The organism is Streptomyces sp. NPDC051987 (assembly GCF_040680735.1).
In the GTDB taxonomy this organism is placed as follows: domain Bacteria; phylum Actinomycetota; class Actinomycetes; order Streptomycetales; family Streptomycetaceae; genus Streptomyces.
In genome coordinates, this window is sequence record NZ_JBFAXI010000024.1 from 33,717 (window position 1) to 59,416 (window position 25,700).

The 25,700-nt window shown below is 73.6% G+C and carries 23 protein-coding genes, 1 tRNA gene and 1 riboswitch; of the genes, 13 read left to right on the top strand and 11 right to left on the bottom strand.

Annotated elements, in window-relative coordinates; genetic code table 11:
• Positions 1 to 3: 3 nt before the first annotated feature.
• Positions 4 to 558, bottom strand: coding sequence for a hypothetical protein (locus AB0M11_RS15615; RefSeq protein WP_365705499.1), 555 nt, complete (start codon positions 556 to 558; stop codon positions 4 to 6).
• Positions 559 to 757: 199 nt separating this feature from the next.
• Here AB0M11_RS15615 and AB0M11_RS15620 point away from each other — a divergent pair, with 199 nt between their 5' ends.
• The gene (locus AB0M11_RS15620) at positions 758 to 2,089 is read left to right on the top strand and encodes an enolase C-terminal domain-like protein (protein WP_365705501.1); all 1,332 of its coding nucleotides are present in this window, start codon (positions 758 to 760) and stop codon (positions 2,087 to 2,089) included.
• 102 nt (positions 2,090 to 2,191) lie between these two features.
• Here the strand turns inward: AB0M11_RS15620 and AB0M11_RS15625 are convergent, their stop codons facing one another.
• The 6 genes from AB0M11_RS15625 to AB0M11_RS15650 form a co-directional block, all read right to left on the bottom strand.
• Positions 2,192 to 2,815 (bottom strand): DedA family protein, encoded by a 624-nt coding sequence (locus AB0M11_RS15625; protein WP_365705614.1) that lies wholly within the window; start codon positions 2,813 to 2,815, stop codon positions 2,192 to 2,194.
• 117 nt (positions 2,816 to 2,932) lie between these two features.
• Complete coding sequence (locus AB0M11_RS15630; RefSeq protein WP_365705503.1) at positions 2,933 to 4,267, bottom strand: substrate-binding domain-containing protein; 1,335 nt, start codon at positions 4,265 to 4,267, stop codon at positions 2,933 to 2,935.
• Positions 4,264 to 5,355: an ABC transporter permease gene (locus tag AB0M11_RS15635; protein WP_365705505.1), complete on the bottom strand. Its 1,092-nt coding sequence runs from the start codon at positions 5,353 to 5,355 to the stop codon at positions 4,264 to 4,266. The genes AB0M11_RS15630 and AB0M11_RS15635 overlap by 4 nt, the downstream gene beginning before the upstream one ends.
• On the bottom strand, positions 5,352 to 6,953 hold the full coding sequence (locus AB0M11_RS15640; protein ID WP_365705507.1) for a sugar ABC transporter ATP-binding protein: 1,602 nt from the start codon (positions 6,951 to 6,953) through the stop codon (positions 5,352 to 5,354). Before AB0M11_RS15640 ends, AB0M11_RS15635 begins: the two co-directional genes overlap by 4 nt.
• A gap of 165 nt (positions 6,954 to 7,118) precedes the next feature.
• Entirely contained in the window at positions 7,119 to 10,166 is a 3,048-nt protein-coding gene (locus AB0M11_RS15645; protein ID WP_365705509.1) for a SpoIIE family protein phosphatase, read from the bottom strand.
• An 83-nt stretch (positions 10,167 to 10,249) separates the two neighbouring features.
• Positions 10,250 to 11,218, bottom strand: a complete 969-nt coding sequence (locus AB0M11_RS15650; RefSeq protein WP_365705511.1) for a cyclase family protein — start codon at positions 11,216 to 11,218, stop codon at positions 10,250 to 10,252.
• 240 nt (positions 11,219 to 11,458) lie between these two features.
• Here AB0M11_RS15650 and AB0M11_RS15655 point away from each other — a divergent pair, with 240 nt between their 5' ends.
• On the top strand, positions 11,459 to 12,709 hold the full coding sequence (locus AB0M11_RS15655) for a SpoIIE family protein phosphatase (RefSeq protein ID WP_365705513.1): 1,251 nt from the start codon (positions 11,459 to 11,461) through the stop codon (positions 12,707 to 12,709).
• Positions 12,710 to 12,735: 26 nt separating this feature from the next.
• Here the strand turns inward: AB0M11_RS15655 and AB0M11_RS15660 are convergent, their stop codons facing one another.
• The gene (locus AB0M11_RS15660; RefSeq protein ID WP_365705515.1) at positions 12,736 to 13,314 is read right to left on the bottom strand and encodes a helix-turn-helix domain-containing protein; all 579 of its coding nucleotides are present in this window, start codon (positions 13,312 to 13,314) and stop codon (positions 12,736 to 12,738) included.
• A gap of 231 nt (positions 13,315 to 13,545) precedes the next feature.
• Between AB0M11_RS15660 and AB0M11_RS15665 the strand changes: the two genes are divergently transcribed.
• Together AB0M11_RS15665 and AB0M11_RS15670 are read left to right on the top strand one after the other, a co-directional pair.
• Positions 13,546 to 14,973: an MFS transporter gene (locus tag AB0M11_RS15665; RefSeq protein WP_365705517.1), complete on the top strand. Its 1,428-nt coding sequence runs from the start codon at positions 13,546 to 13,548 to the stop codon at positions 14,971 to 14,973.
• Positions 14,974 to 15,016: 43 nt separating this feature from the next.
• Positions 15,017 to 15,093, top strand: a tRNA-Pro gene (locus AB0M11_RS15670).
• A gap of 83 nt (positions 15,094 to 15,176) precedes the next feature.
• On the opposite strand, the gene AB0M11_RS15675 is transcribed toward AB0M11_RS15670, so the two are convergent.
• Positions 15,177 to 15,986, bottom strand: a complete 810-nt coding sequence (locus AB0M11_RS15675; protein WP_365705519.1) for a hypothetical protein — start codon at positions 15,984 to 15,986, stop codon at positions 15,177 to 15,179.
• A gap of 96 nt (positions 15,987 to 16,082) precedes the next feature.
• A complete protein-coding gene (locus tag AB0M11_RS15680) occupies positions 16,083 to 16,334 on the bottom strand; it encodes a hypothetical protein (RefSeq protein ID WP_365705521.1) in 252 nt (83 codons plus the stop codon).
• Positions 16,335 to 16,517: 183 nt separating this feature from the next.
• Here AB0M11_RS15680 and AB0M11_RS15685 point away from each other — a divergent pair, with 183 nt between their 5' ends.
• The 9 genes from AB0M11_RS15685 to AB0M11_RS15725 all read left to right on the top strand — a co-directional run bounded on the left by AB0M11_RS15685 (position 16,518) and on the right by AB0M11_RS15725 (position 24,210).
• On the top strand, positions 16,518 to 16,643 hold the full coding sequence (locus AB0M11_RS15685; RefSeq protein ID WP_365705523.1) for a hypothetical protein: 126 nt from the start codon (positions 16,518 to 16,520) through the stop codon (positions 16,641 to 16,643).
• Positions 16,644 to 16,776: 133 nt separating this feature from the next.
• Positions 16,777 to 17,649, top strand: a complete 873-nt coding sequence (locus tag AB0M11_RS15690) for a glutathione S-transferase C-terminal domain-containing protein (protein WP_365705525.1) — start codon at positions 16,777 to 16,779, stop codon at positions 17,647 to 17,649.
• A gap of 78 nt (positions 17,650 to 17,727) precedes the next feature.
• Positions 17,728 to 17,839, top strand: a riboswitch (SAM riboswitch).
• A gap of 393 nt (positions 17,840 to 18,232) precedes the next feature.
• On the top strand, positions 18,233 to 19,213 hold the full coding sequence (locus AB0M11_RS15695) for an amino acid ABC transporter permease (RefSeq protein ID WP_365705527.1): 981 nt from the start codon (positions 18,233 to 18,235) through the stop codon (positions 19,211 to 19,213).
• Positions 19,210 to 19,998: an amino acid ABC transporter ATP-binding protein gene (locus AB0M11_RS15700; protein WP_365705529.1), complete on the top strand. Its 789-nt coding sequence runs from the start codon at positions 19,210 to 19,212 to the stop codon at positions 19,996 to 19,998. Before AB0M11_RS15695 ends, AB0M11_RS15700 begins: the two co-directional genes overlap by 4 nt.
• A 63-nt stretch (positions 19,999 to 20,061) precedes the next feature.
• Entirely contained in the window at positions 20,062 to 21,087 is a 1,026-nt protein-coding gene (locus AB0M11_RS15705) for an ABC transporter substrate-binding protein (RefSeq protein WP_365705531.1), read from the top strand.
• Between the two features lie 45 nt (positions 21,088 to 21,132).
• On the top strand, positions 21,133 to 21,399 hold the full coding sequence (locus AB0M11_RS15710; protein WP_365705533.1) for a hypothetical protein: 267 nt from the start codon (positions 21,133 to 21,135) through the stop codon (positions 21,397 to 21,399).
• Positions 21,400 to 21,443: 44 nt separating this feature from the next.
• Positions 21,444 to 21,539 carry a putative leader peptide gene (locus tag AB0M11_RS15715; RefSeq protein WP_365705535.1) on the top strand — a complete coding sequence of 32 codons (96 nt, stop codon included), beginning with the start codon at positions 21,444 to 21,446 and terminating at the stop codon, positions 21,537 to 21,539.
• A 61-nt stretch (positions 21,540 to 21,600) separates the two neighbouring features.
• Entirely contained in the window at positions 21,601 to 22,815 is a 1,215-nt protein-coding gene (locus AB0M11_RS15720) for an LLM class flavin-dependent oxidoreductase (protein ID WP_365705537.1), read from the top strand.
• A 21-nt stretch (positions 22,816 to 22,836) separates the two neighbouring features.
• A complete protein-coding gene (locus AB0M11_RS15725; RefSeq protein WP_365705539.1) occupies positions 22,837 to 24,210 on the top strand; it encodes an NtaA/DmoA family FMN-dependent monooxygenase in 1,374 nt (457 codons plus the stop codon).
• A gap of 381 nt (positions 24,211 to 24,591) precedes the next feature.
• Here the strand turns inward: AB0M11_RS15725 and AB0M11_RS15730 are convergent, their stop codons facing one another.
• Positions 24,592 to 25,671: a M12 family metallopeptidase gene (locus tag AB0M11_RS15730; protein WP_365705541.1), complete on the bottom strand. Its 1,080-nt coding sequence runs from the start codon at positions 25,669 to 25,671 to the stop codon at positions 24,592 to 24,594.
• Positions 25,672 to 25,700: the final 29 nt, after the last annotated feature.

Consider the following 25,700-nt stretch of genomic DNA (forward strand, 5'->3'; position numbering starts at 1 on the left):
ACGTCAGCTGGTCGGGGGCGGGGTCTGGTCGGCGGACGGCGGATCCTCTGCACCCTGCGACGCCTCCGGGGCGGCGGGCGGTGCCGTCGGGTCGGTGGGCGGGGCGGCCGGGTCGGCGGCAGGTGCGGTCGGCACCGTCGGATCGGCCGGCCGCGTCCAGCCGCCCGGCAACTCCTCCGCCAGCATGGGGCCGGGGGCGGCGGTGGCGGGGCGCTCCGGCGCGGACGTGGCCGCGTCGCCCATCGCCACGTAGGCGCCGTGGCCCTCGGCGGCTTCCGGCCGGGCGGTGTCGCCGTCGTGCTGCGGACGGGGCTGGGTGAGCCAGGCCACCGCGGCGCCGGTCAGCGCGACGGGCCACTCGACCAGTCCGGCCGCCCCGAGCACGCCGGCCCCGGCGTACACGGCCATCCGGCGGCCCCGGGGCGAGACGGCCCCGATCTTGTCCAGGGTGCCCTCGGCGGCCTTGGTCACCACTGCGGCGCCGGGTACGTGCCGCACCGCCGAGGCAGCGTTCCGCAGGGGCGCGATGAGGGCCGAGGACGACTTCTGCTCAGCCATGACAACTCCTCGTCAACGCAGGTGTCACACGTTCTGCCTTGCTGAGTGCCCAGGAACACCCGAGACATCCAGGATCCACCGGATATGCCGGAAAGTCGCACCCGCGCGGCGGTCCGGCCGGTTGACCGCCGACGTCCGCATCCATAGCCTCTATCTGCATATGTAGATGACGTATCCGTGGCAGTGAGGACCCTCGCCGATGAGCCAGCCCGTCGTGACCCGCTTCTCCGTGTATCCGGTGGCAGGCCGGGACTCCATGCTGCTCAATCTCTCCGGGGCGCACGCCCCCTTCTTCACCCGCAACGTCGTGGTGGTCGAGGACTCCGAGGGCCGCACCGGGCTCGGTGAGGTGCCCGGAGGAGCGGCGATCACCCGGACCCTGCGGGACGCCGAGCCCCTGGTGGTCGGCGCCCGGCTGGGGGACTACAAGCGGGTGCTGCGGGCCGTGGGGGAGGAGTTCGGCGGCCGGGACGCCGGCGGCCGCGGGGAGCAGACCTTCGACCTGCGCACCACCGTGCACGCCGTCACCGCCGTGGAGTCCGCGCTCCTCGACCTGCTCGGCCAGCACCTGGAGGTACCCGTCGCCGCCCTCCTCGGCGACGGCAAACAGCGCGACGCGGTCCGCGTCCTCGGCTACCTCTTCTACGTCGGCGACCCCGGCCGGACCGATCTCCCCTACCTTCGCGAACCCGACTCGGACGTGCCCTGGTACCGGATCCGCCGCGAGGAGGCCCTCACCCCGGAGGCGATCGTCCGGCAGGCCGAGGCGGCCTACGACCGGTACGGCTTCCGGGACTTCAAGCTCAAGGGCGGGGTGCTGGAAGGAGCCGAGGAGGTCAAGGCCGTCCAGGCGCTCAAGGACCGCTTCCCCGCGGCCCGGATCACCCTCGACCCCAACGGCGCCTGGTCCCTGCGCGAGGCCGTCGAACTGTGCCGCCCGCTGCTCGGCACGCTCGCCTACGCCGAGGACCCCTGCGGGGCCGAGGACGGCTACTCCGGCCGCGAGATCCTCGCCGAGTTCCGCCGGGCCACCGGGCTGCCCACCGCCACCAACATGATCGCCACCGACTGGCGGCAGCTCACCCACGCCCTCGCCCTGCAGTCGGTGTCGATCCCGCTGGCGGACCCGCACTTCTGGACCATGCAGGGGTCGGTGCGGGTCGCTCAGCTCTGCCACGAGACGGGGCTGACCTGGGGCTGCCACTCCAACAACCACTTCGACATCTCGCTGGCGATGATGGCCCACTGCGGCGCCGCCGCCCCCGGCGACTACAACGCCCTGGACACCCACTGGATCTGGCAGGAGGGGCAGGAACGGCTGACCGCCGAGCCGCCGAGGATCGTCGGCGGCGAGGTCGCCGTCACCGACGCGCCCGGCCTCGGCGTCCGGCTGGACATGGACCGCCTGCTCGCGGCCCACGCCCTGCACGAGGAGCACGCCCTCGGCGCGGGCCGGGACGACGCGGCCGGGATGCGCTACCTCGTGGACGGCTGGACCTTCGACGCCAAACGGCCCTGCCTGGTCCGGTGAGCCGTCAGGCGACAGCGGCGCGCCCGGGACGGCCGGGCCGAGGGCGCCGGCCGCCCTGCCGGTGACGGCCCGCGGACCCGTCCCGGCCGGCCGGCGGCGGGGTCAGCGGTCGCGGTGGGCCCGGCGGGCCTCCAGCAGCAGCGGCAGCAGGGACAGGACGACGATCACGCCGATCAGCGGCAGCAGGTAGCGGTCGACGTGGGAGACCGAGGAACCCAGCGCGTAGCCGGCCAAGACGAAGCTCTGCGACCAGAGGACGCCGCCGACGGCCTGCCAGACGGTGAACGGCCGCACCGGCACCCCGAGCGCCCCGGCCGCCGGATGCAGCACCGACCGGAGCATCGGCACGAAACGGCCGATCACCAGCGCCTTGCCGTATCCGTAGCGGGCCAGCAGCCGCTCCGCCCGGACGGCACCCTCCCGCACCCGCGTCCGGGAGGTACGGGCCAGCAGTGGTCGCCCGCCGTGCCGGCCGATCAGGTAGCCGACCTGGCCGCCCGCCACCGCGCCGACGGCCGCGCACAGCAGCACCTGCCACAGCTCCAGCCGGGGCGGCCGGTCCGCGGTCGCCGCGCACAGCACACCGGCCGGGAAGAGCAGCGTGTCACCCGGCAGGAAGAAACCGACCACCAGCAGCCCCGACTCGGCGAAGATCACCGCCAGCACGCCCAGCGCCCCGAAGGCAGCGAGCAGCGAACCGCTGTCCGTCGGATTGACGGCGATCACCACGCTCGCCTCCCCGCCCTGTGCGCCGGCCGTCCCACTCAAGTGTCGCGTGCCGGCCCCGCGGCCCACCCCGCGACACCGCGCCTCCCGAGCGTCCCCGCGGCCGCCGCGGGCTGCTCAGCGGCCCCAGATCCGCCGGTAGGCCTCCCGGTAGCCCGGCGGGTCCCAGGTCGTGGCCCCGGCGCTGTTGGCGGCCGTCGAGACATGGGTGGGGGCGACGTAGCCGCTGGCGGGGCGGCCGGAGAAGGCCCGGTTGAACTCGTCGACGATCTGCCAGCCCTGCTGGGTCAGCGGCTCGGGAACGGTGGCGCTCTGGTACTGCCGGCCGTTGATGCGCTGGAAGGCGGACGGGTCGCCGTCACCGGCACCGATGTTGAAGGGCGGTCCCGCACCGCTGCGACCGGCCGCGCGGAAGGCGGGGGCGGCGTCGGCGAAGTACAGGTCGTTGATGGCGACGGAGTGCGTCCAGGTGTCCGGGAAGCGGGAGAGCAGCGAGGCGATCTCGCGCGGGGTGCGGTTGCCCGCGTCCGGGATGGGGATGTTCTCGTAGGCGAGCAGCCGCACCCCGGCGCAGGTGGCGAGCTTTGCCTTGATCAGATCCGACTTCCGCTTCGCGAACGGCACCGAGGCGTCGGTGAACAGGACGACCCCGGCCCGCCCGCCGGAGTGTGCGATGACCCACTGCGCGCTGATGCCGGCCACGTTCTCGACGCGGGTGGTGACGTTGGTGAAGAGCGGAGGCCGCCGGCTGGGGCCGGGGGCGGCGACCGCGTGCCAGCCGACGAGGGGGATGCCCGCCGCTTCCGCCGCCGCGACCTGCTGCGCGGTGGACCCGGGGTCGAAGCCGCCGATGACGATGCCCGAGGGCCGCAGGTCCACGGCCTCGCTCATGGCCGCCTGGATGCCCGCGGGACTGCCGCCGCCGTCGATCACCCGGAGCTGCCAGCCGACGACCCGAGCCGCCTCCCGCAGCCCGCCCGCGACGCCCGCGACTCCGGGATTGGTCATGGTCTGCGCGACGTAGACGATCGTCCTGCCGGACACCGCCGCGGGGCCGGTGACCGGCCCGTCCCAGGCGGTGTCGGTCCGCTCCGCCCGTGCGACGGCGGCCAGGGCCGCGGCCTGGACGGCGGGGCAGCCACCGGGTCCGGTGGCGGTCACGTCGGGGCCCTGCGGAGCGCCGGACCGGCAGCCGGCCAGCGCGGCGGTCGCGGCCAGCAACCCGAGTACGGCGGACCCGACCAGGCGCCCCCGGCGGGCGGCGGCCCGCTGCGCGCGGCAGGATGCGGCCTGGTGGGCCCGGTCTGCGGCGGACCGGTGGCCCTGACGTGCCGTGGCCCGGTGGGCCCGGTGTGCGGGACCGGCCGGCGTGGGAACCGGCGCCGGGCCATGGCCGGGGGCGAGGGCGGGGCCATGGCCCGGGGCGGGCAGGGAGCCTCGGGTGGCGGTCATGGTGCGGGGTCCGCGGGTCCGTCGTCGGCGGCCGTCGCGGGCGGCGGTACGGCCGCCGGTGTGCCGGGGGGCGCGTCGGCCCCGGTGCGCAGCCGGCGGGCGGAGTACCCGGCCAGGCCGACGGCGAGCAGCAGGGTGCCGCCGTAGAACAGGGGGACCGTCCAGAACGCGGCGCCCAGCTGGCCGATGCCGGTGAGGCCGACGGCCAGCACGGCGACGGCGACGAGCGTGCCCAGGGCATTGGGGCGGCCGGGCCGGATCGCGGTGGAGCCCAGCAGGGCGCCGACGAACGCCGGCAGCAGGTAGTCGAGCCCGACGCTGGGGTTGCCGATCTGCTGCTGTGCCGCCAGCAGCACCCCGGCGAAGCCGACGATCAGCCCCGACGCCGAGAAGGCGTGCACGGTGTACCTGCGGGTCGGAATGCCGACCAGTTCGGCGGCGCGCGGGTTGGCCCCGATGACGTACAGGCACCGGCCGAGCGGCAGCCGCTCCAGCACCACCCACAGGGCGACGGCGACGGCGAGCACGTAGAACGCGGGCAGCGGCAGGCCGAGCAGCGTGGAGTCGTAGAGGTCGGTGAAGCCGGTCGGCAGCCCGTGCGGACCCGGGACGATCCGGCCCCCGCCGGTGACCCAGCCGGTGACGGCGTACAGCATGCTGCCGGTGCCGAGCGTGGCGATGAACGAGTCGATCCGGCCGAACTCGACGATCACTCCGTTGAGGACGCCCACCACTCCGCCGCCTGCGATCACCACCAGGCAGGCCCAGGGCCACGGCCAGCCGGCCCCGACGACGAGGTGCAGCACCATGACATGGGCCAGGCCCAGACCGTAGCCGAGGGAGAGGTCGAAGGAGCCGGTCACGACGGGGACCATGGCGGCGAGCGCGAGCACGGCCGGGATCGACTGGTTGGACAGGATCGAGTCGAGGGTGGCCCGGGTGGGGAACGTGTGCGGCAGCGCGACCGAGAAGACCAGCACGAGCAGCGCGGTGAGGGCCAGCAGGCCGTAGGCGCCCGCGAGGTGCCAGGCGGGACTCCGCCGCAGCGGCCGGCGGCGGGATGCGGGGGGCGGGGGCGCGGCGGTCATGAGCCCGTGGCGGTGCCGGGGGCCGGCGGGGCCGAGGCCGCGCGGGCGAGCCCCGTGACCGTGAGGTCCGCACCGCTCAGCTCGGTGGTCGCCCGGCCGCGGACGAACACCAGGGCACGCCGGCACACCTGAGCCACCTCCTCGAAGTCGGTCGAGACGAGCAGCACCCCGAGGCCGCCGGCCAGCGCCTCGTCGAGCAGCCGATGCACCGCGGCCTTGGCCCCGACGTCCACGCTCGCGGTCGGCTCCTCCAGGATCAGCAGCCGCAGGTCCGCCCGGAGCCACCGGCCGATCAGGACCTTCTGCTGGTTGCCGCCGGACAGGGTGGCGAGGGGGGCCTCGCTGTCCGGCGGCCGCACCGCGAAGCGCTCGATCAGCTGCGCGGCCCTGGCGCGCTCGCGGCGGGTGCCGATCCAGCGCGGCGTGGGTTGACCGCCCGCCCGGGGATTGGCCAGCAGGTTCTCGCGCACAGTCAGCCCCATGGCACAGCCCTCGCGCTGTCTGTCGCCCGGCACCAGACCCACCCCGGCGCCGACGGCCTCGGTGACGGTGCGGGGCCGGTAGGGGCGGCCGCAGAGGAGGGCCCGGCCGCCGAGGAGGGGCCGGGTGCCGGCCAGCGCGCGGCCCAGTTCCAGGTGCCCGGCGCCGGTGAGGCCGACCAAACCCACGGCCTCCCCGGCGCGCAGTTCGAGGGTGACCGGCGCCGTGCCGGCGGTCCACGCGCGGTCGAGGACCAGGACGGGCCGACCGCATCCGGCGACGGCGGCCGACAGCGGTAGGGCGGGCGCACCGGCCTCCTCGGCCTCCGCCGGCTCCTTGGCCGCTGCCGGCTCCTCGGCCGCTGCTGGCTCCTCGGCCTCCGTGGCCCCCACGGCCTCCTCGCCGACGATGTCCCGGACCAGCCGGGCGGGGCCGTGGCCGGCCAGCGGGCCGTGGCTGACGAGGCGGCCGTCGCGCAGGACGGCGAACGCGTCGGCCACCTGGTACACCTCGTCCAGGCGGTGGGTGACGTAGAGGATGCCGTGTCCCCGGTCCCGCAGGGCGCGCAGCACCCGGAAGAGCCGGGCGCAGTCCGCGGCGGGCAGGCGGGCGGTCGGCTCGTCGAGCACCACGAGCCGGGCGCGCGCCGCCAGGGCCCGGCCGACGGCGACCAGCGAACGCTCGGCGGGACCGAGCCGGGCGACCGGCGTGTCCGGGTCGAGGTGCGCGGCGACGGGCTCCAGGGCCTCGGCGCCCCGCTGCCGGGTCAGCCGCCAGGAGATCAGTCCGGCGCGGCGCGCATAGCCGCCGGCCAGGGCGATGTTCTCGGCGACGGTCATCCACTCCACCAGGCCGAGGTCCTGGTGGATGAAGGACATGGCGCGGGCGGCGCCGCGGCTTCCGAGGGGGTGGCCGGCCACTGTCACGGAACCCGCGTCGGCCCGGTGGATCCCGGCGAGCACCTTGATGAGCGTCGACTTTCCGGCGCCGTTGGGCCCGAGCAGGGCGAGCAGCTCACCGGCCCGTACGTCGAGGTCGACCCCGTCCAGCGCACGGGTCCCGCCGAACCGCTTGGTGAGCCCGCGGATCCGTACCAGCGGGTCGGCGGGATCGTGCACGGGACATCTCCGGGGGGTCGGCCTGACGTTCTCTTCTTCCTCTTCTTCCCGGCTCTGGTCTTACGCCGCTCACCTCTCGCCGGTGATGGTCATGGGCGAAATCATGTCATTCCGGAGCTCGCACCCACGGGTCAGGCGCGCCCACGACCTCGGCGCGCCAGGGCCTCAGGCGGCGTCGAGCGGGCACTCGGCCCAGATGACCTTTCCCTCTCCGAGGTAGCGGGTGCCCCAGCTCCGCGTCAGCTGGGCGACCAGGAACAGACCGCGGCCGCCCTCGTCGGTGGTGGCCGCCCGGCGCAGGTGCGGGGCGGTGTTGCTGTGGTCGGAGACCTCGCAGATCAGGGTGCGGCCGTATAGCAGACGGACCCGCACGGGGCCGGAGCCGTGGCGGATGGCGTTGGTGACCAGCTCGCTCAGCACCAGCTCCGCGGCGAACGCGGATTCCTGAAGTCCCCAGTCGGCCAGGCGGCGCAGCGCCGCGGAGCGGACCTCGCTGACCAGGGACGGGTCGGCGGCCAGGTCCCAGACGGCGATCCGGTCGGCCGGCAGGGCACGCGTGCGGGCGACCAGCAGGGCGATGTCGTCATGAGGATGGACCGGCGCCACGTTGTCCAGGACCGTCCTGCAGATCTCCTCAGGGGTGCGACCCGGATGGGCGAGGGTGTCCCGCAACCGGTCGAGCACGACGTCGACGTCGCGGCGGCGGCCCTCGATGAGCCCGTCCGTGTAGAGGACCAGCCGGCTGTCGGCGGGGAGATCGATGTCGACGGCCTCGAAGGGCAGGCCGCCGAGACCCAGCGGGGGCCCGGCGGGCAGGTCGGGGAAGGACACCGTGCCGTCGGGGTGGACGAACGCCGGGGGCGGATGCCCGGCGCGGGCCATGGTGCACCGTTGGGTGGTCGGGTCGTAGACGGCGTACAGGCAGGTGGCGCCGATGATGCCCGGCTCGCCCGTGGCGGGGGCCTCCCGGTCCAGCCGGCCCACCAGGTTGTCCAGGTGGGTGAGCACCTCGTCCGGGGAGAAGTCCAGTTCGGCGAAGCTGCGGGCGGCGGTGCGCAGCCGGCCCATGGCGGCGGCCGAGAGCATGCCGTGACCCACCACGTCCCCGACGAGGAGGCCGACCCGGGTGCCGGACAGGGGGATGACGTCGTACCAGTCGCCGCCCACGTCGGACTCGGCGGGCAGGTAGCGGTGCGCCACCTCGACGGCGTCCTGGTCGGGCAGCCCCTGCGGGAGCAGGCTGCGCTGCAGCGCCAGGACCATGGTGCGCTCCCGCGTGTAGCGCCGGGCGTTGTCGACGGACAGGGCGGCCCGGCCGGCGAGTTCCTGGATGAGCGAGCGGTCGTCGTCGTCGAAGGGGGCGACGTGCGGACCCCGGTAGAACGCGGCCACGCCGAGCACGACGCCGCGGGCCACCAGGGGGACGGCGACGAGGGAGCGGACCTGGTCCAGCATGGCCTCGGTGCGCTGCGGGTCGTGCGCGAGCCAGCCAATGGCGGCCTTCAGGTCCGGTTCCAGCACCGCCTCCCCGTCGGCCAGGCAGCGCAGGTGCGGAGTGGCCGGGCCGTAGTCCACGCGCTTGCCGACCGGGTGGAACGGACAGTCGTCGGCGACGCCGTGGACCACCGTGCGGTACAGGTCGGTGAAGGGGTCGGGGGCCTCCTCGCCCCGTAGGACGGCCTCGGGCAGGTCGATCGTGACGTAGTCGGCCATCCGGGGCACCGCCGTCTCGGCGAGCTCCTCGGCGGTACGACGCACGTCCAGGGTGGTCCCGATGCGCGTGCTGGCGTCGCTCAGCATCTCCAGGCGGCGCCGGGCGGCGAGCGCGTACCGCCCCACCTGCGGCTCTCCCACCAGGACCAGCCCCCTGGCCGGCGGCCCCGCGGGCTGCCGCGCGCCACCAGGGCCACCGGCCGTCGCGCCGTTGCCGCCACCCGCGCCACCCGCGCCGTTCGGACCCCCCGCGCCGTTGCCGCCACCCGCGCCGTCCGGACCGCGCGGTGTGCCGCCCGGAACGCCTGTCGGCGCGGCGGCGCCGCGCGGACCGGCTCGCAGCGGGACGGGTACGGCCGCCGCGGCGACGGGCACAGGGCGAGATGTCGCGGCGACCGGAACGGCCGCGGACGCCGGGACGACGAGGACGGCGGACGTCGCCTGGACGCGCGCGGCGTCGGCTTCCGCGGACGTGGGCAGGGCGGACCCGCCGACGGCACCGCCGAAGCCGGTGGGGGCGACGGTGAGCCGAGGCTCCTCGGCCGGCCACGGGAGGAGGAGGGGCTCGGCCGGTGCGGGGCCGGGCAGGAGGGCCTCGGTGACGAAGCCCTCCACCCCCGTGGCGGTCGTCATCGGGCGGCTCACCAGCGTGACCTGCCGGCCGTCGGACAGGGCCACGCGGACCGCGGCGCGCTGCGCGCAGGAGATCAGCTCGGCGGACTTCTCCAGCAGGATCGCCTGGTCGCAGGGGCGCATCCCGAGGGCCAGGTCGCCCACCCCGACGCTGCGGTGAGCTCGGGCGTCGGCCTCGGCGCCCGTCTCCAGGTACGCCCGCAGCAGGGCCCGCTCACGTCGGGAGCTCTGACCGAGCAGCCGCCTCTCGATGGCGTCGGCCGCCCGGCGGATCACGGTGGCCAGCACCGGGTCCTCGGCACAGCGCGGGTAGCCGAGGCACAGGACACCCTCGATGCGGCCGCTGATCGGGTCGCGGACCGGGCAGGCCCGGCAGGCGTTGCCCTGCGCGCGTTCGGCGAAGTGCTCGGCGCCGTACACCTGGACGAGCCGCCTCTCGGCCAGCGCGAGCCCGATGCCGTTGGTGCCGGCGTACTGCTCGGCGAAGACGAATCCGGGGATGCGCTGGAACGCCGGCAGACTCCTGGCCAGGGACGACTCTCCGAAGCGGCGCAGCAGGACGGTCCCGCTCGCGTCCGCGAGGGAGATGTTCATCCTGGTGCCGGCGAACCGGGACTGCAGCCGGTCCAGCACCGGCACGGCCGCGCGGGTGATCCGGGCATCGTGCTCGAAGTCGTCCCGGAAGGGGAGTCCGGGCTGGTCGGGGGAGAGCCCCAGGGCCCGGCAGCGCTGCCACGAGTGCGAGATGGGCGCGCGGACCTCTGCTTCGACCGCCTCGCCCTGCAGAAAACGCTCACGCGAACGGGCGGGCCCCTTGCCGTCCGTCGCCCGTCTCGTCGCTCCCGCTGTCCCGCCACCCCGAACCATGCTTCGCCTCATTCGCGTCCGCAGAGTCCGTTCACCTAACACAACAGGATATACGGTAGATAACAGACATTGCGTCTTCTGGGTTACAGAACGGCGACCGGGTTGACCGGTGAGCCCGTTCCGCCGGGGATGTTCAGGGGCGCGACGACGAGCAGGAACTCGTACCGGCCCGTCCGGGCCGTCGCGGCCGCCAGGTCCTCCAGACCGACGTTGTCCAGGAGCGGCACCCCCATCGCGGCCAGCGCCAGGGCGTGCACGGGCGAGTGCACGCCGTCCACGGGGGAGGGCCGCACGTCACTGTCGCCGTCTCCGCCGAGCAGCGCGATGCCGCGTTCGGCCAGCAGCGGTACGGCGTCCACGTGGAACCCCGCGCAGGCCGTGTCCGGGTCCCAGGCGCCGAGCTCGGCGCGGCGGCGGGCCTGCCCGGAGCGCAACAGCACCGCGTCGCCCTCGCCGATCCGTACGCCGAGCGTCCGCTCCGCCGCCAGGACGTCCGCCGCGTGCACCGCGAGCCCCGGCTCCAGCCAGCGGGTCCCCAGGACGGCGGGGAGGTCGAGGAGGACGCCTCGGGTGACGAGGGCGCCCAGGTCCGACACCGCGGCGAACCCGGCCCCCGCCGCGCCGACGGTCTCCCGCGCCGTCCGGCCGCCGTAGAGCCGGCCCCGGTAGGAGACATGGCACAGGGCGTCGAGATGGGTGACGGCCTTGCCGTGGTAGTCGGCGGCGATGAAGTCCTTGTGGGTGGCGGGCTCCGGGCTCTCCACGTCACCGAGATCGGTCATGTGGTGCAGGGCGGGCCGGGGGTTGTCCGGGCCGGGCACGGTGTTCCAGGGCAGCGCGAGCGGCACGACCTGCCCGGACCGCACGGCACCGGTGGCCCGCCGTACGTGCTCCGCCGTCACCCGGTTCCAGGCGCCGCGGCCGGCCGGGGTCCAGCGTCCCCAGGTGCGGACCGCGGCGAAGAGCGCGTCGAACTCCCCGCGGGAGACGGCGGGCCCGTTGCCGGCACGGCCCGGCGCGGGGTGCCGACCGTCCGCAGGGCTTCCGCTCATCCGTGCTCACCGTTCCCGGCCTCATGTTTCCCGGCCTCATGTTTCCCGGCCTCGGGTTTCCCAGCCTCGGGATTCCCAGCCTCGCACGACCCGCGCCCGCTCGCCGTGCCGGTTCGCGCCGCGCCCGGCCGCGGGGTCCGCTCGCCAGGGGCGTCCGCCGGGCCGCGGCACGGCGGGCAGAGCCGCAGCACGGACCGTAGATTGAGGAGGAAGCCGTTGAGGCGGGAAGGAGCGTCAGCGGTGGCATCGCGGGTTGACCACACGGCGCTGTTCGCCGCGACACCGAGCCCGTATCTGGTGCTCGGGCCCGACCTCGTCATCGTCGATGTGAACCGGGCCTATCTGGCGGCCACCGGACGCACCCGGGAGGACCTGCTCGGACGGCACATCTTCACCGCGTTCCCGGACAACCCCGCCGACCCGGACGCCGACGGGGTCCGCAATCTCGGCGCCTCCCTGCACCGGGTCCTCGCCACCGGCCGGCCCGACACGATGGCGCTGCAGAAGTACGACATCCCCGTCATGGGGAGGCCCGGGGTCTTCGAGGAGCGCTGGTGGTCCCCGGTGAACACCCCCGTGGCCGGCCCGGACGGGCAGGTGGCCTACATCATCCACCGGGTGGAGGACGTCACCGCGTTCGTCAAGGAGTACGGGGCCGGGCGTCCCGGCGGCGGCCGGGCGGAGGAGTCGCTGAAGGAGACGCACGCCCTGGAGGCGGAACTGTACGCGCGGGCGCGCGAGCTGGAACGGCTCAACGAGGAACTCCGGCAGGCCCACACCCGCGAACGCGAGGTCGCGGTCCTCCTCCAGGAGGCCATGCTCCGCGTCCCCGACCTCGCCCACCACCGCGACATCGCGGTGCGCTACCTGCCCGCCACCGGCTCCCTGAACGTCTGCGGCGACTGGTACGACGTCATCGACATCCCGCCCGACCGGCTCGCCGTCTCCGTCGGCGACGTCATCGGCCACGGTCTGGAGGCGGCGGCCGTCATGGGCATGCTCCGCAGCGCCCTGTCCGCCGCCATCCGGGCCCTGGAACGCCCCGCCCAGGCCCTGGAGGTCCTCGGCCTGTACGCCAGGTCGGTCGAGGGGGCGCTGGGCACCACCGCGGTCAAGGCCGTCGTCGACACGCGCAGTCGGCTGATCACCTACAGCAATGCGGGACACCCGCCGCCGATGCTCATCCACGCCGACGGCGGCTGCGAACTGCTGGACCAGGCCACCGACCCCCCGCTCGGTGCGCGTCCGCAGCACGTCCCCCGCCCGCAGGCGAGCCTGGCCTACCGGCCCGGCGACACGCTCGTCCTGTACACCGACGGGCTCATCGAGCGGCGGGACCAGGACATCGACGTCGGCCTGGACCAACTGGAGCGGGTCCTCGGCGAGTTCGTCCACCTCGGCACCGAGGAGCTCGCCGACACCGTGCTGGCCCGCATGGGCGTGGCCGGGGGCGGCCGGGACGACATCGCGCTCGTCGTCGTACGGCTCTGACGCGTACGGCGCGTCGCCGTCCGCCTCTAGCGGCCGGCCCGCACCCCGTCCAGGGCGATGCCGAGGACCCGGTCGCGCTGGGCGTCGTCCTCGAAGGCGGTGGCCGTGACGCCGGAGACCAGGCGGAGCAGGTCGCCGATCTCCATGTCGGTGCGGACCACGCCCGCCTTCTGGGCCCGCTCCAGGAGCGGGCCGCCGGCCGCGTACATCGAGTCACGGCAGGCCTGGAAGATCTCCGACTCGTCGTTGAGGGCCTCGCGCACCGCCCGCTTGGTCACCATGTAGCCGGTGAAGCGGTCCAGCCACGACCTCAGCGCCGGCCACGGCTCCAGCTCCGCCAGCTCCACGGCGGTCCGGCACAGCGCGTTGACCTCGTCCGCGTAGACGCTCTCGAAGAGGTCGCGGCGGGTGGGGAAGTTCCGGTAGAGGGTGCCGATCCCGACCCCCGCGCGGCGGGCGACGTCCTCCAGGGAGACGTCCGCGCCCCGCTCGGCGAAGGCCTCGCGGGCGGCGCTGATCAGGGTGTCGTAGTTGCGGGCCGCGTCCTTGCGGTGCGGTCTGCGGGCCGCGACGATCTCGCCGACCGGGAACGTGCTGTCCGTCACTGCTGCCTCCCGTGCGACAGGGATGAACCGGAGGGATTCCTCGACTTCGGTTGAAGCGGAGGTGTGCCTCCAGTACAGTGGAGGGGTACCTCCACTTTAGCAGTGCGGAGCGGCGACGCCATGGCCGGACGCGGCCCCCGCCCTTCCTCCGCCCTTCCCCCTGTTCTCGCTCCGCCTGTTCTCGCTCCCTCCGTCAGTTCTCCCTCCGTTCCGATTCCGGAGAGGCACCTCATGCCCAGGAAGTCCACCCGCCTCACCTTCGCGGTCCTCGCGACCGGTGCGGGCGTGTTCTCCATGCTCCAGTCGCTGGTCGCGCCGGCCCTGCCGACCGTCCAGCACGCCCTGCACGCCTCCCAGTCCACCGCGACCTGGGTGATGACGGCCTATCTGCTGTCCGCCTCGGTCTTCACCCCGATACTCGGCCGTGTGGGTGACCTCGTCGGCAAGAAGCGCACCCTTGTCGCCGTCCTGCTGGCCGTTCTGGCCGGCTGTCTGCTCGCCGCGCTCGCGCCGAACATCGGCGTCCTGATCGTCGCCCGGGTCGTCCAGGGCGTCGGCGGAGCCCTGTTCCCGCTCTCCTTCGGTATCATCCGCGACGAGTTCGCGCCGGGTGAGGTCAGCGGCAGCATCAGCAACCTGTCCGCGGTGATCGCGGCCGGCGGCGGCGTCGGCATCGTGGCCGCGGGCCCGATCGTCTCGGCGCTCGACTACCGCTGGCTGTTCTGGATCCCGGTCGGCGTGGTCGCGGTGACCGTCCTGATCGCCGCCCGTTACGTCCCCGAGTCGCCCAAGCGGGCCGCGGGCAGCGTCAGCTGGCTCGGCGCCGCGCTGCTCTCCGCCTGGCTGGTGGCGCTGCTGCTGCCGCTGAGCCAGGCCGGCCAGTGGGGCTGGGGCTCGGTCCGGGTGCTCGGCCTGTTCGGTACGGCCGTCGTCCTGTTCGCCGTCTGGCTGCTCACGGAGTCCCGCTCGGCCTCTCCGCTCATCGACCTGCGGGTGATGCGGCTGCCCGCCGTCTGGACCACCAACACGGCCGCCCTCCTGTTCGGCGCCGGCATGTACGCGATCTGGTCCTTCCTGCCCGGCTTCGTCCAGACCCCGGCCTCGGCCGGCTACGGCTTCGGCGCCACCGTCACCGCCTCGGGCCTGCTCATGCTGCCGATGCTCGTCGCCATGTTCCTCTCGGGCGTCATCGGCGGCCGCGTCGAACACCGCGTCGGCGCCAAGACGCAGCTCACCGCGGGGGCCGCGCTCGGCGCACTGGCCTGCGGCCTCCTCACCCTCTGGCACGACCAGCAGTGGCAGATCGGCGTCGTCGCGGGGCTGTTCGGCCTCGGCATCGGCCTGGCCTTCGCCTCGATGGCAAACCTCGTCGTCGGCAGCGTGCCGCCCGAGCAGACCGGCGCCGCGACCGGGATGAACGCCAACATCCGCACCATCGGCGGCTCCATCGGCGCCGCGCTCACCAGCGTCCTGGTCACCGGCCGGCTCCAGCCCTCCGGGCTGCCGTACGCCTCCGGCTACACCCACGCCTGGGCCCTGCTCGCGCTGTTCTGCCTGACGGCCGCCGGTGCCGCCCTCCTGGTCCCGGCGCGCCGCGCGCCCCGGGCCCCCGACCCGGTCACGGAGCGGCCGGCGGCAGCACCCGTCCGCGTGCGGTAGTGTTGACCTGCGTGATCACGCGGAACACCGCGTGACCGCGCAGCGGGACGTGGCGCAGCTTGGTAGCGCACTTGACTGGGGGTCAAGGGGTCGCAGGTTCAAATCCTGTCGTCCCGACCAGCTTTGACGCAGGTCGTAGGCCGTTCTCTCGTCTTCGGGAGGGCGGCCTTCCGCGTTTCCGGCCCCTTGGCGGTCGCGCCGCCCTAGTCGAACTGGCTCGGCAGCGGTTTCGGGGTCTTGCCGGACAGCACCTGCTGGAGGCGCTGGGCGCCGTTCTGGACGGCGAGGGCGGTGCTGTCGTGGTCGACGCCGGACAGGCCGCCGTTGGTGACCGCCGCCCCGGAGGCGCCGACGCGCATCGCCGCGACGTCCAGGCTGGTGGTGGCGGGCTGCCCGTTGGAGGTGCCCTGGACGGTGACCGTGAGCGCCGCCAGCGCGTCGGCCACCTTGGGCGGTTCCTTGTACTCGACCACCTGCACGGTCCGTTGGCCGCCGTCCGAGGCGGTGGCCGTGAACTGGCTGCACTTCTCCGGCAGCCCCTTCAGCCAGTTGATCGTGGCGTCCATGGCGGCCTGGCCGTAGTCCCCGACCTGGTACAGCAGCCGGGAGTCCGCCGACGTGAAGCCGCGCAGCCCGGAGGCGCCGGCGGCGCGGCCCAGCAGGGTGTCGGAGTAGAGGCTGTCCAGCAGCCGCTGGCAGTCCGCGGCACTGGTCTTCGCGTTGAGGAACTGCGCGACGTCGACCTTGCCGATCAGCATCTGGTTGCGCCAGGTGGCGGCGTCGGCCGCCAGTTGCCAGTCGTCCTCGATGTCGGCCGGGGTGATCAGCGCGGCCTCGGCGCCGGTGCGGGTGAGGGCGGCGGTGGGCGAGGCGCCGGGAGAGCGCTCGGCGGCGGGGGAGACGGCCGCGGCCTCGGGGGAGCCGCCGCCGTCCGAGCAGGCCGCCGCGGCGAACAGGGTCCCCGCCGCCAAGGCCGTGGCGAGAACACGCGCGGGTCGGGACGGACGGGTCATCACGACTGCCTCCTCGGGAACGCGGTACGTGCCTCCACGCCACCACCGGCCACGAGCGCCGACCACTCGCACGTGCCAATCGGGTGAGCGGCGGGTTCAGACCGCGGCGATCCGCACCCGCCGGCTGTGGCAGCGCGGGCACACCGCGTCCGTGAGCGGTGACCGGACCGCCCGGCCCGCCTCGTCGACGTACTCCAGGGTGCTCTGCAGCTCCGGGTCGGCGACCGGGTCGGTGAAGAACACGGCCTGGAAGGTGGCCGTCCAGCCGTGCCCGCACCGCCCGCAGCGGAACGCGAAGGTCTCGGGCACGGCGCCCGGCACCGGCCCGGGACCCGGGGGCTCGGTCATCGGCTCCGGCTCCTGTCACTCGGCCTCGGCCACCAGCGCACCGCCCTGCCCGCCCGGCGGCAAGTCGGCGGCCGGAGCGGGGCCGCGGCGGGGCCGGGTGTCCCAGGCGTGGACGCCCCCTTGACGCCGGACGGAGGCCGATCGACACTCCAGAGGGGAATCCTAGTGAAAAGGTAGGGAAAGATGGCTCGCCTGCGCACGCTCACCGGCCGACCGCGCCGCGAGAGCCCCGCGCCGTGGGCGGCCCCCCTGCTCACCTCCCGCCGCCATCTCGACCTGCTGCGGATGTGCGGCGCCACCGGCCGCTGAGCCCGAGTCCCCGCTCCCGGCCCCAGGAGCCGGCACCCACCCGCCAGGACTCGCCGAGTCGCACCGAGAACCCACCGACGAACGCTTCCGCCGCGCGTACGTCCGCGTGCCCGCGCCCGCCCCGGGGAGACGCATGTCCATCACTCCGCTCACCGCCCTGCCGTCCGTCCGCACCGCCCCCGGCTTCCGGGGACGCATCGGACGGGACGCGCGCAGCGGCCACTACGCCGTGCCGGGCCGCTACCGGCTCCACCTCGCCACCGCCTGTCCCGACGGCCTCCGCATCGCCGTCGGCCACAGCCTGCTGGCCCTGGACGGCTGTTGTCCGGTCACCTTCCTGCCCGCCGTCCCGGACTGTCCCGACGGCAGCCACACGTCACTGCGCCCGCTGTACGAGGCCAGCGCCCACCGGTACTCCGGACCGGCCCTGGCGCCGGTGCTGAGCGACGACTGGTCGGGCCGGATCGTCTCCACCCACGGCCGCGACATCCTGCGCGACCTCGACCGCCACTTCGGTGACGGTGTCACCCGCCTCTACCCGTGCGGTGCCGAGGCCGAGATCGAGGCCGTCGAGCGGCTCTGTGCGGAGGAGATCGAGCAGGCCGCACAGCGGGCCGGCCGCGAGGGCGGCGACCCGCGGGCGCTGGAGACGCTGCTCGCCGCCCTGGACGGACTGGAACACCGGCTGACCGGGGTGGAGTTCCTGGTCGGCGGAGAACTCACCGCCGCCGACATCGAGTTGTGGGTCGCCCTGGTCCAACTCGACACCGTGCACCGCAATCACCTGGACGCCGCCGCGGTGCACGCCATCGCCGGCCACCCGGTGCTGTGGGCCTACGCCCGGCGGCTGGCCGCCCACCCGGCCTTCGGCGCCCACCTCGACCTGGACGGCATCGCCCGCCGCCACCACGGCCGTTGCCAGGGCCTGGAGGCAGCCGGCGCTGCCGTCCAGATCCTGGACTGGGCGGGGCACGCGGCGGACGCACCCGGCCTTCCGCGCAGGTGAGAGCGGTCCGAAACTGTCCCGCCTGTCGGACAGGCGTTGACATTCCTTCGGGCAACTGCGTTACTTGCGAACCAGAACGGTCAAGAGCGTCAGCATCAAGCCCTGGCTTGCTGACCGGCAACCCTCGCATCGCGGTGGGGTGCCCCAGGTGACGACCGGACCGGATGACGACGTTCGGTAAGCGCGAGGCCCCCTGGGGCTCATCACGACAGTGACAGGTGACGGACATGTACGCAGTTTCCCGCACGGCCCCGCGCCGCGCGCAGGGCTGCGTACGGCCGTACCCGAACCCGCTCGTCGCCGACCGCGTCGTCGATCTGCTCCGCGTCAACAGCGCCCTGTGTAGCGCGTGTACCGCACCGGGCCGTGCCCGCTGTCGGGTCTGACCAGGCTCTCCCGCCGCACACCCGCAGCCTCGCGCCTCAGCGTTCGTGATGAAAGCACCGGCCGCCCGGTGCGCTGCCGTCCGCCCAGCCCCCGTGTCCCGCGCGCCCCCCCCGCGCACCGTGCCGTGCCCGAACACGGCCCGGTGCCGCGTACCCGGTCGTGGGATCCGGGGTGTCCGACTCCGCCGGAGCCCGCCATGAGTGAACCCCCAGGCGCCACCATCGCCCCCGAGGCGCCGCCCGCCGCCGACGAACCGCCCAAGTCCCTCACCGCGCAGCGGGTTCTGCCGCTGCGGCGGCCGGGACGCTGGATCGCCACCGCCGTCGTTCTCGTCCTGGTCGCCCAGTTCGTGCACGGACTGGTCACCAACCCCTTCTACCAGTGGGACCGCTGGGGCTACTGGTTCCTGCGGCCGACGATCCTCGACGGACTGGTCATCACGCTCGAAGTGACCGCCTACAGCGCGGTGCTGGGCCTTGTGGGCGGCATCCTGCTGGCTCTGGCCCGGCTCTCGAAGAGCCCGGTGCTGCGTGCGGTCTCCTGGACCTATGTCTGGGCGCTGCGCTCCATCCCGCTCATCGTGGTCCTCCTCTTCCTGTACAACTTCAGTGCCCTGTACAAGACGTTGAGCGTCGGCGTCCCGTTCGGGCCGGCCTTCTTCTCCTTCGACGAGTCGAAGCTGGCCACCGACATGGCCATCGCGGTCATCGGTCTCAGCCTGAACGAGGCGGCGTACGCGGCCGAGGTGGTGCGCGGCGGGATCCTCTCGGTGGACCAGGGCCAGCACGAGGCGGCCGCCGCACTCGGTCTGCCCAAGGGCTACCAGTTCCGGAAGATCGTCTTCCCGCAGGCGCTCCGGTCGATCATCCCCAACTACGTCAACCAGCTCATCGGCCTGATCAAGTCCACCTCGCTGGTCTTCTACGTCTCGCTGCTGGACCTGTTCGGTACGGCGCAGAGCATGGGCTCCACCTACCCCGGCGACATCGTGCCGCTGCTGCTGGTGGTCACCGTCTGGTACCTGATCCTCACCAGCGTCGTCTCCGTGGTCCAGTTCTACGTCGAGCGGTACTACGCCCGGGGCGCCACCCGCTCCCTTCCGCCGACGCCCCTGCAGAAGCTGCGGGCCGGCGTGACCGACCTGCGCGCCCGCATCCGCCGGGAGGCCGCCGTATGAGCACCACCGACGCCCTGCAGACGGCCCCCGCCGCCCTGGAGATCCACGACGTCCACAAGTGGTACGGCGCCCACCGCGTACTCGACGGCGTCGACCTGACCATCCGCCCCGGCGAGGTCACGGTCATTCTCGGGCCGTCCGGCTCCGGCAAGTCCACGCTCCTCAGGGTCATCAACCACCTGGAGAAGCCCGAGATCGGCTACGTCAGCATCAACGACGAGCTGATCGGGGTGAGACGGCAGGGCGACCGGCTGAAGGAGCTGAGCGAGCGGACCATTCTCGGCCAGCGCAGCCGGATCGGCTTCGTCTTCCAGAACTTCAACCTCTTCCCGCACCTGACCGTGCTGGACAACGTGGCCGCGGCCCCCGTCGCCACCGGAAAGCTGACCAAGCCCGAAGCCCAGGCGCTGGCCAAGGAACTCCTCGAACGCGTGGGCCTCGGCGAACGCGTCGGCGCCTATCCGCGCCAGCTGTCCGGCGGCCAGCAGCAGCGCGTGGCCATCGCCCGCGCCCTCGCCCTGCGCCCCGGTGTGATCCTTTTCGACGAGCCGACCTCCGCCCTGGACCCCGAACTCGTCGGGGAGGTCCTCTCCGTCATCAAGGACCTCGCGACCAGCGGCACCACGCTCGTCATCGTCACCCACGAGATCGGCTTCGCCCGCGAGATCGCCGACCGGGTCGTCTTCATCGACGGCGGCAGGATCGTCGAGCAGGGCCCGCCCTCCGAGGTCCTCGACCGGCCACGGCACGAGCGGACCAGGGACTTCCTCAGCAAGGTCCTCTGAACCGCGCACCCAGACCTCCCCCCACGCCCTCACCCTCATCACCGGCACCGACAAGGAACGGCCATGCCTACCCACTTCACCCGACGCAGCCTGCTCAGAGGCATCACCGCGGCGACCGCCGTCGCCGCCCTCGCCACCGGGCTCGCCGCCTGCGGTGGCAGCAGCGACGCGGCCACGACCACCGACAGCGCCAAGTCCGGCGAGGTCGTCGTCGGCCAGGTCTCCAACGGCGCCGCCACCCCGACCACCATCAAGGTCGCCGAGGTCAAGTCGATCAGCGCCGAACTGCCCGCCGCCGTCCGCAAGAGCGGCACCCTGAAGATCGGCATCGGCGCCCTGCCCGCCGGCTTCCCGCCCCTGGCCTTCACCGGCAGCGACCAGAAGACCCTGACCGGCTCCGAGCCCGACCTCGGCCGCCTGGTCGCCGCGGTCCTCGGGCTCAAGCCCGAGGTGCAGAACTCCACCTGGGAGAACCTCTTCGTCGGCATCGACAGCGGCAAGGTCGACGTGGCCTTCTCCAACGTCACCGACACCGAGGAGCGCAAGAAGAAGTACGAGTTCGCGTCCTACCGGCAGGACAACCTCGCCTTCCTCGTGCCGAAGAAGAGCACCTGGAACTTCGACGGCAACTACGAGAACCTCGCCGGCAAGACGATCGCGGTGGGCTCCGGCACCAACCAGGAGAAGATCCTCCTGGAGTGGAAGGCGAAGCTCGCCAAGGAGGGCAAGAAGGTCACCGTCAAGTACTTCCAGGACAGCAACAGCACCTATCTGGCCGTGTCCAGCGGCAAGGTCGACGCCTCCTTCGGCCCCAACCCCGGCTTCGCCTACCACAACAAGCAGACCGCGGGCACGCCCAACGCCACCCGCACCGCGGGCACCTACTCCGGCGCCGGCGCCAGCCTCCAGGGGCTGATCGCGGCCACCGCGAAGAAGGACAGCGGCCTCGCCAAGCCCCTCGCCGACGCCATCAACTACCTGATCAAGAACGGCCAGTACGCCCAGTGGCTCAAGGCCTACAACCTCTCCAACGAGGCCGTCGCCAAGTCCGAGGTCAACCCGCCCGGACTGCCGCTCGACAACTCCTGACCCCCGCACCGGCACGCCGGCCCGACTAGGAAGGACTCCGCCTCCGTGACCATCCACACCGACTCCCGCGGAGGCGGAGCCCCGCTCGTTCCCGGCCTCTTCCCTCTCGGCCACGCCGACCCTCTCGGCCACGCCGACCCTCTCGGCCACGCCAACCCCCTCGGCCACGCCGACACCCCGTTCCCGCACCCGGCCCCGGACAACGCCACAGCCGTCCGGCTCCCCGGGTCGGCCGGCCGCCCTGAGCGCCCGCGCCGCCGCACCCCGCTGGTGCGCAGCCCGGGAACACCCGGGCACCCCCGGCTGTTGTGACTCAGGACGAGATGTACGCGAAGCAGGCCGAGGAGGTGCGGGACATGACACGTGTGGTCAGTCCCAGCCGCCGTACCGTCCTGCACTCCCGGCCGCACATCGACCTGCTGCGCGTGGCCGGCGCGCTCTGTTGTTCCTGACTCTCCTCCGCCGCGCCCCACCTCCGGCGCGCCCTCGTACGGACCTCAGGAAGGCACCACTGTGTCCTCATCTCCCGCTTCCCACCTGCACCTCGCCGTCGCCCTGGACGGCACCGGCTGGCACCCCGCGTCCTGGCGCGAGCCGGTCGCCCGCCCCGGCGGCCTGTTCACCGCCGGCTACTGGGCCGACCTCGTCGCCGAGGCCGAGCGCGGTCTCCTCGACTTCGTCACCATCGAGGACGGCCTGGGCCTGCAGTCCTCGCACTACGGCGAACCGGACGACCGCACCGACCAGGTCCGCGGCCGCCTGGACGCCGTCCTGATCGCGTCCCGGATCGCGCCCCTGTCCCGCCACATCGGCCTGGTGCCGACGGTGATCGCCACCCACACCGAGCCGTTCCACATCTCCAAGGCGATCGCCACCCTGGACTACGTCAGCACCGGCCGAGCCGGGCTGCGGGTGCAGATCTCCGCCCGCCCGCACGAGGCGGCCCACTTCGGCCGACGTGTCTTCCCGCCGATCGACCTGGCGGACCTGCGGTCCCCGGCCGGTCAGGAACGGCTCGCCGAGCACTTCGACGAGGCCGCCGACTACGTCGAGGTGGTGCGCCGGCTCTGGGACAGCTGGGAGGACGACGCCGAGATCCGGGACGCCGCCACCGGCCGCTTCATCGACCGCGACAAGCTGCACTACATCGACTTCGAGGGCAGGCGGTTCAGCGTCAAGGGCCCCTCCATCACCCCGCGCCCGCCGCAGGGCCAGCCGCTGGTCACCGCCCTCGGCCACCAGACCGTCCCCTACCGGCTGATCGCCCGCCAGGCCGACGTCGGCTACATCACCCCGCGGGACGGCGCCGACGCCCGCGCGATCCTCGCCGAGATCCGCACCGAGCAGGCGGCCGCTGGGCGCGCCGACGACACCGTGCACGTCTTCGGTGACCTCGTGGTCTTCCTCGACGACGACCGGGCGGCGGCCGAGGCCCGCAAGGACCGCCTCGACGCCCTCGACGGCGGCACGTACACCAGCGACGCGCGGATCTTCACCGGTACGGCGGCCGAACTCGCCGACCTTCTGGAGGAGTTCGCCGCGGCGGGCCTCACCGGCTTCCGGCTCCGCCCCGCCGTCCTCGGCCACGACCTGCCGCGCATCACCGCGGACCTGGTCCCCGAACTCCAGCGCCGCGACCGCTTCCGCACCGCCTACGAGGCCGACACCCTGCGCGGCCTGCTCGGGCTCGCCCGCCCCGCCAACCGCTACGCCGCTGCCACCGCCTGAGCCGGAAGGACCGCACCTCTCATGAGCAAGCCGCTGAAGCAGATCCACCTGGCCGCGCACTTCCCCGGTGTCAACAACACCACGGTGTGGAGCGACCCGGCCGCCGGCAGCCACATCGAGTTCAGCTCCTTCGCGCACTTCGCGAGGACCGCCGAACGCGCCAGGTTCGACTTCCTGTTCCTCGCCGAGGGCCTCCGACTGCGCGAACAGGGCGGCAAGATATACGACCTGGACGTCGTCGGCCGCCCCGACACCTTCACGATCCTCGCCGCGCTGGCCGCCGTCACCGAACACCTCGGCCTGACCGGCACCATCAACTCCACCTTCAACGAGCCCTACGAGGTGGCCCGCCAGTTCGCCAGCCTCGACCACCTCTCCGGCGGCCGGGCCGCCTGGAACGTGGTCACCTCCTGGGACGCCTTCACCGGCGAGAACTTCCGCCGCGGCGGCTTCCTCCCGCAGGAGGAGCGCTACTCCCGCGCCAAGGAGTTCCTCGCCACCGCGGGCGAGCTCTTCGACTCCTGGCACGGCGACGAGATCATCGCCGACCAGGCCACCGGCACCTTCCTCCGGGACGCGAGCGCGGGCTCCTTCGTCCACAAGGGCCCCCAGTTCGACATCCACGGCCAGTTCAACGTGCCCCGTTCCCCGCAGGGCCGCCCGGTGATCTTCCAGGCCGGCGAGTCCGACGAGGGCCGCGAGTTCGCCGCGTCCAGCGCCGACGCGATCTTCAGCCGGTACGCCACCCTCGACGCCGGCCAGGCCTTCTACACCGACGTGAAGTCCCGCCTCGCCAAGTACGGCCGAAGCCACGACGAGCTCCTGATCCTGCCCGCCGCCAGCTTCGTCCTCGGCGACACCGACGCGGAGGCCGAGGAGATCGCCCACCAGGTGCGCCGCCAGCAGGTCAGCGGGGCGACGGCCCTCAAGCACCTGGAGTTCGTCTGGAACCGGGACCTGTCGTCGTACGACCCGGAGGGCCCGCTGCCCGACGTCGACCCCCTGGTGAGCGAGGACCACATCTCCCGGGGCCGTGCCCAGGTCCGGATGTACCGGGACCCGCTCGCCATCGCCCGTGAGTGGCGCGAGCTCGCCGAGGCCAACAAGTGGTCCATCCGCGACCTGGTGATCAACACCGGCAACCGGCAGACCTTCGTCGGCTCCCCGGCCACGGTCGCCAGGACCATCAACGACTTCGTGCAGGCGGACGTCTCCGACGGCTTCATCCTCGTCCCGCACATCACCCCCGGCGGCCTCGACGGCTTCGCCGACACGGTCGTCCCGCTCCTCCAGGAGCAGGGCGTCTTCCGCACCGAGTACGAGGGCACCACCCTGCGCGACCACCTCGGCCTCGCCCACCCCGACGAGCCCCGGTCCGAACGGGCCGCGTCGTGAGGTTCCCGGCGATCGTCTTCGCCACCAGCTCCAGCAGCCGGTTGCCCGCGCCGTGCGCGCACCGCTCGGCATGGCCGACGTAGTACTCGCGACCGGGATCGCCTGCGAGGCGGGCAGGAGCGGGTCAAGGCCCGGCGGGCGGGAGGGGGGAGCGGGGCGGTCAGGCCCGGCACGGATGTCCGGTCGGCGACATCGTCAGCCGGGTGCCGGGTGCCGGGTGCCGGGTGCCGGGTGCCGGGTGGCTCGGCTGTGGGGCTCCTGTGCTGCCCTTTCGGCGTGGTCGCGGCACGTATCCCTCCCCCGAAGGCTACGTGCCGCGACCGCTTCCCCCCGCCGGTGCCGGACAGTGGTCCGACCTCCGCGCCGCGGTCCGTGCCGGTGTCACCAGCACATGACCGCTGTCTCCCCCGACCCCCACGTGGAATGGAGACGGACGCGGACGAAATAGCGGCGGCCCTTGACGAGCCGGACCCTGATCTCGGCGTTGTGCGGGGTGCCCCCGTCGTCCTGGCCGGCGAGGTAGCGCGGTTCCCCGTCGCGCTCCTCGAAGACCACCACGACGGAGTCGCTCGCTCCGAAGGTGCCCACGCTGTAGAGGCGGGTCTCCGGCGGCTCCACGGTGAAGTCGGCCTGCTCGCCCGGCCCCAGGCTGAGCGGCGCCGAGCGGAACGGCACCAGCGTGGCCGGCGGATCGGCGGGCGGGTACCAGCGGAGCACGAACTCCTTGTCGGCCGGTGACAGCGAACCCGGCGGGTGGAGACCGTTGTGGTACTGCTCCGGCTCCAGGATCAGCCCCGGCCCGAAGGGGAACTGCATCACGGACTGGGGGTCCCACACCGAGCCGTTGGCCTCGCACGGGTCCAGCCGGCGCAGGATGTTCCGGCGCGTCCGCTCCCTGCTCCAGTGGTTCGGCGGTCCGGCGAGGTCGGCGTAGACCGCCTCGTCGTCCCAGTGGACGCCCGCGAACGGGCTCTGGTGCTCGTGCCGCATCCCGAGCGCGTGCCCGATCTCGTGCAGGGCCGTCCAGCGGCCGTCCGGCCCGGTCAGGTCCCAGCCCAGGTTCATGGTGCGCTCGCCGGCCCCCACCGCGAGCGCGTCCCGGCCCACCGCCGACCAGGAGCCGTTCCCCCGCTGGAACCCGATCCGCAGCTCCGCCTCGCACCGGTCGAGGACCTCGGCGAACCGCACCCCGATGCCGAGGTCCTGCCACTCCCGGAAGCAGTCGCGCACCACGTCCCGCTGCTCCCCGGCACCGGCCCACGGCACCCTGCGCAGCTCCCCGGTTCCCGGGACCGGGATCACCGAGGCGTCCGTGTCGGCGTCGAGGAAGCAGTAGTGCAGCACCGTGCCGTTGACCCACATCCGCCGCCCGCCGACCAGCGCGCCGAGCCGCTCGGCGGCCAGTCCCGGCGCGAACGCCGGGGCCGACTGCCGCGGAAGCGAGCAGTAGCGTCGGGTCATGGGCCCAGACTGCCGTCCGGCCCGGCCGG

Coding starts and splice junctions, on each gene's coding strand:
- AB0M11_RS15615 (WP_365705499.1), bottom strand. CDS start 558: ATGGCTGAGCAGAAGTCGTCCTCGGCCCTCATCGCGCCCCTGCGGAAC.
- AB0M11_RS15620 (WP_365705501.1), top strand. CDS start 758: ATGAGCCAGCCCGTCGTGACCCGCTTCTCCGTGTATCCGGTGGCAGGC.
- AB0M11_RS15630 (WP_365705503.1), bottom strand. CDS start 4,267: ATGACCGCCACCCGAGGCTCCCTGCCCGCCCCGGGCCATGGCCCCGCC.
- AB0M11_RS15635 (WP_365705505.1), bottom strand. CDS start 5,355: ATGACCGCCGCGCCCCCGCCCCCCGCATCCCGCCGCCGGCCGCTGCGG.
- AB0M11_RS15645 (WP_365705509.1), bottom strand. CDS start 10,166: ATGGTTCGGGGTGGCGGGACAGCGGGAGCGACGAGACGGGCGACGGAC.
- AB0M11_RS15650 (WP_365705511.1), bottom strand. CDS start 11,218: ATGAGCGGAAGCCCTGCGGACGGTCGGCACCCCGCGCCGGGCCGTGCC.
- AB0M11_RS15665 (WP_365705517.1), top strand. CDS start 13,546: ATGCCCAGGAAGTCCACCCGCCTCACCTTCGCGGTCCTCGCGACCGGT.
- AB0M11_RS15675 (WP_365705519.1), bottom strand. CDS start 15,986: ATGACCCGTCCGTCCCGACCCGCGCGTGTTCTCGCCACGGCCTTGGCG.
- AB0M11_RS15680 (WP_365705521.1), bottom strand. CDS start 16,334: ATGACCGAGCCCCCGGGTCCCGGGCCGGTGCCGGGCGCCGTGCCCGAG.
- AB0M11_RS15685 (WP_365705523.1), top strand. CDS start 16,518: ATGGCTCGCCTGCGCACGCTCACCGGCCGACCGCGCCGCGAGAGCCCC.
- AB0M11_RS15690 (WP_365705525.1), top strand. CDS start 16,777: ATGTCCATCACTCCGCTCACCGCCCTGCCGTCCGTCCGCACCGCCCCC.
- AB0M11_RS15695 (WP_365705527.1), top strand. CDS start 18,233: ATGAGTGAACCCCCAGGCGCCACCATCGCCCCCGAGGCGCCGCCCGCC.
- AB0M11_RS15700 (WP_365705529.1), top strand. CDS start 19,210: ATGAGCACCACCGACGCCCTGCAGACGGCCCCCGCCGCCCTGGAGATC.
- AB0M11_RS15705 (WP_365705531.1), top strand. CDS start 20,062: ATGCCTACCCACTTCACCCGACGCAGCCTGCTCAGAGGCATCACCGCG.
- AB0M11_RS15715 (WP_365705535.1), top strand. CDS start 21,444: ATGACACGTGTGGTCAGTCCCAGCCGCCGTACCGTCCTGCACTCCCGG.
- AB0M11_RS15725 (WP_365705539.1), top strand. CDS start 22,837: ATGAGCAAGCCGCTGAAGCAGATCCACCTGGCCGCGCACTTCCCCGGT.
- AB0M11_RS15730 (WP_365705541.1), bottom strand. CDS start 25,671: ATGACCCGACGCTACTGCTCGCTTCCGCGGCAGTCGGCCCCGGCGTTC.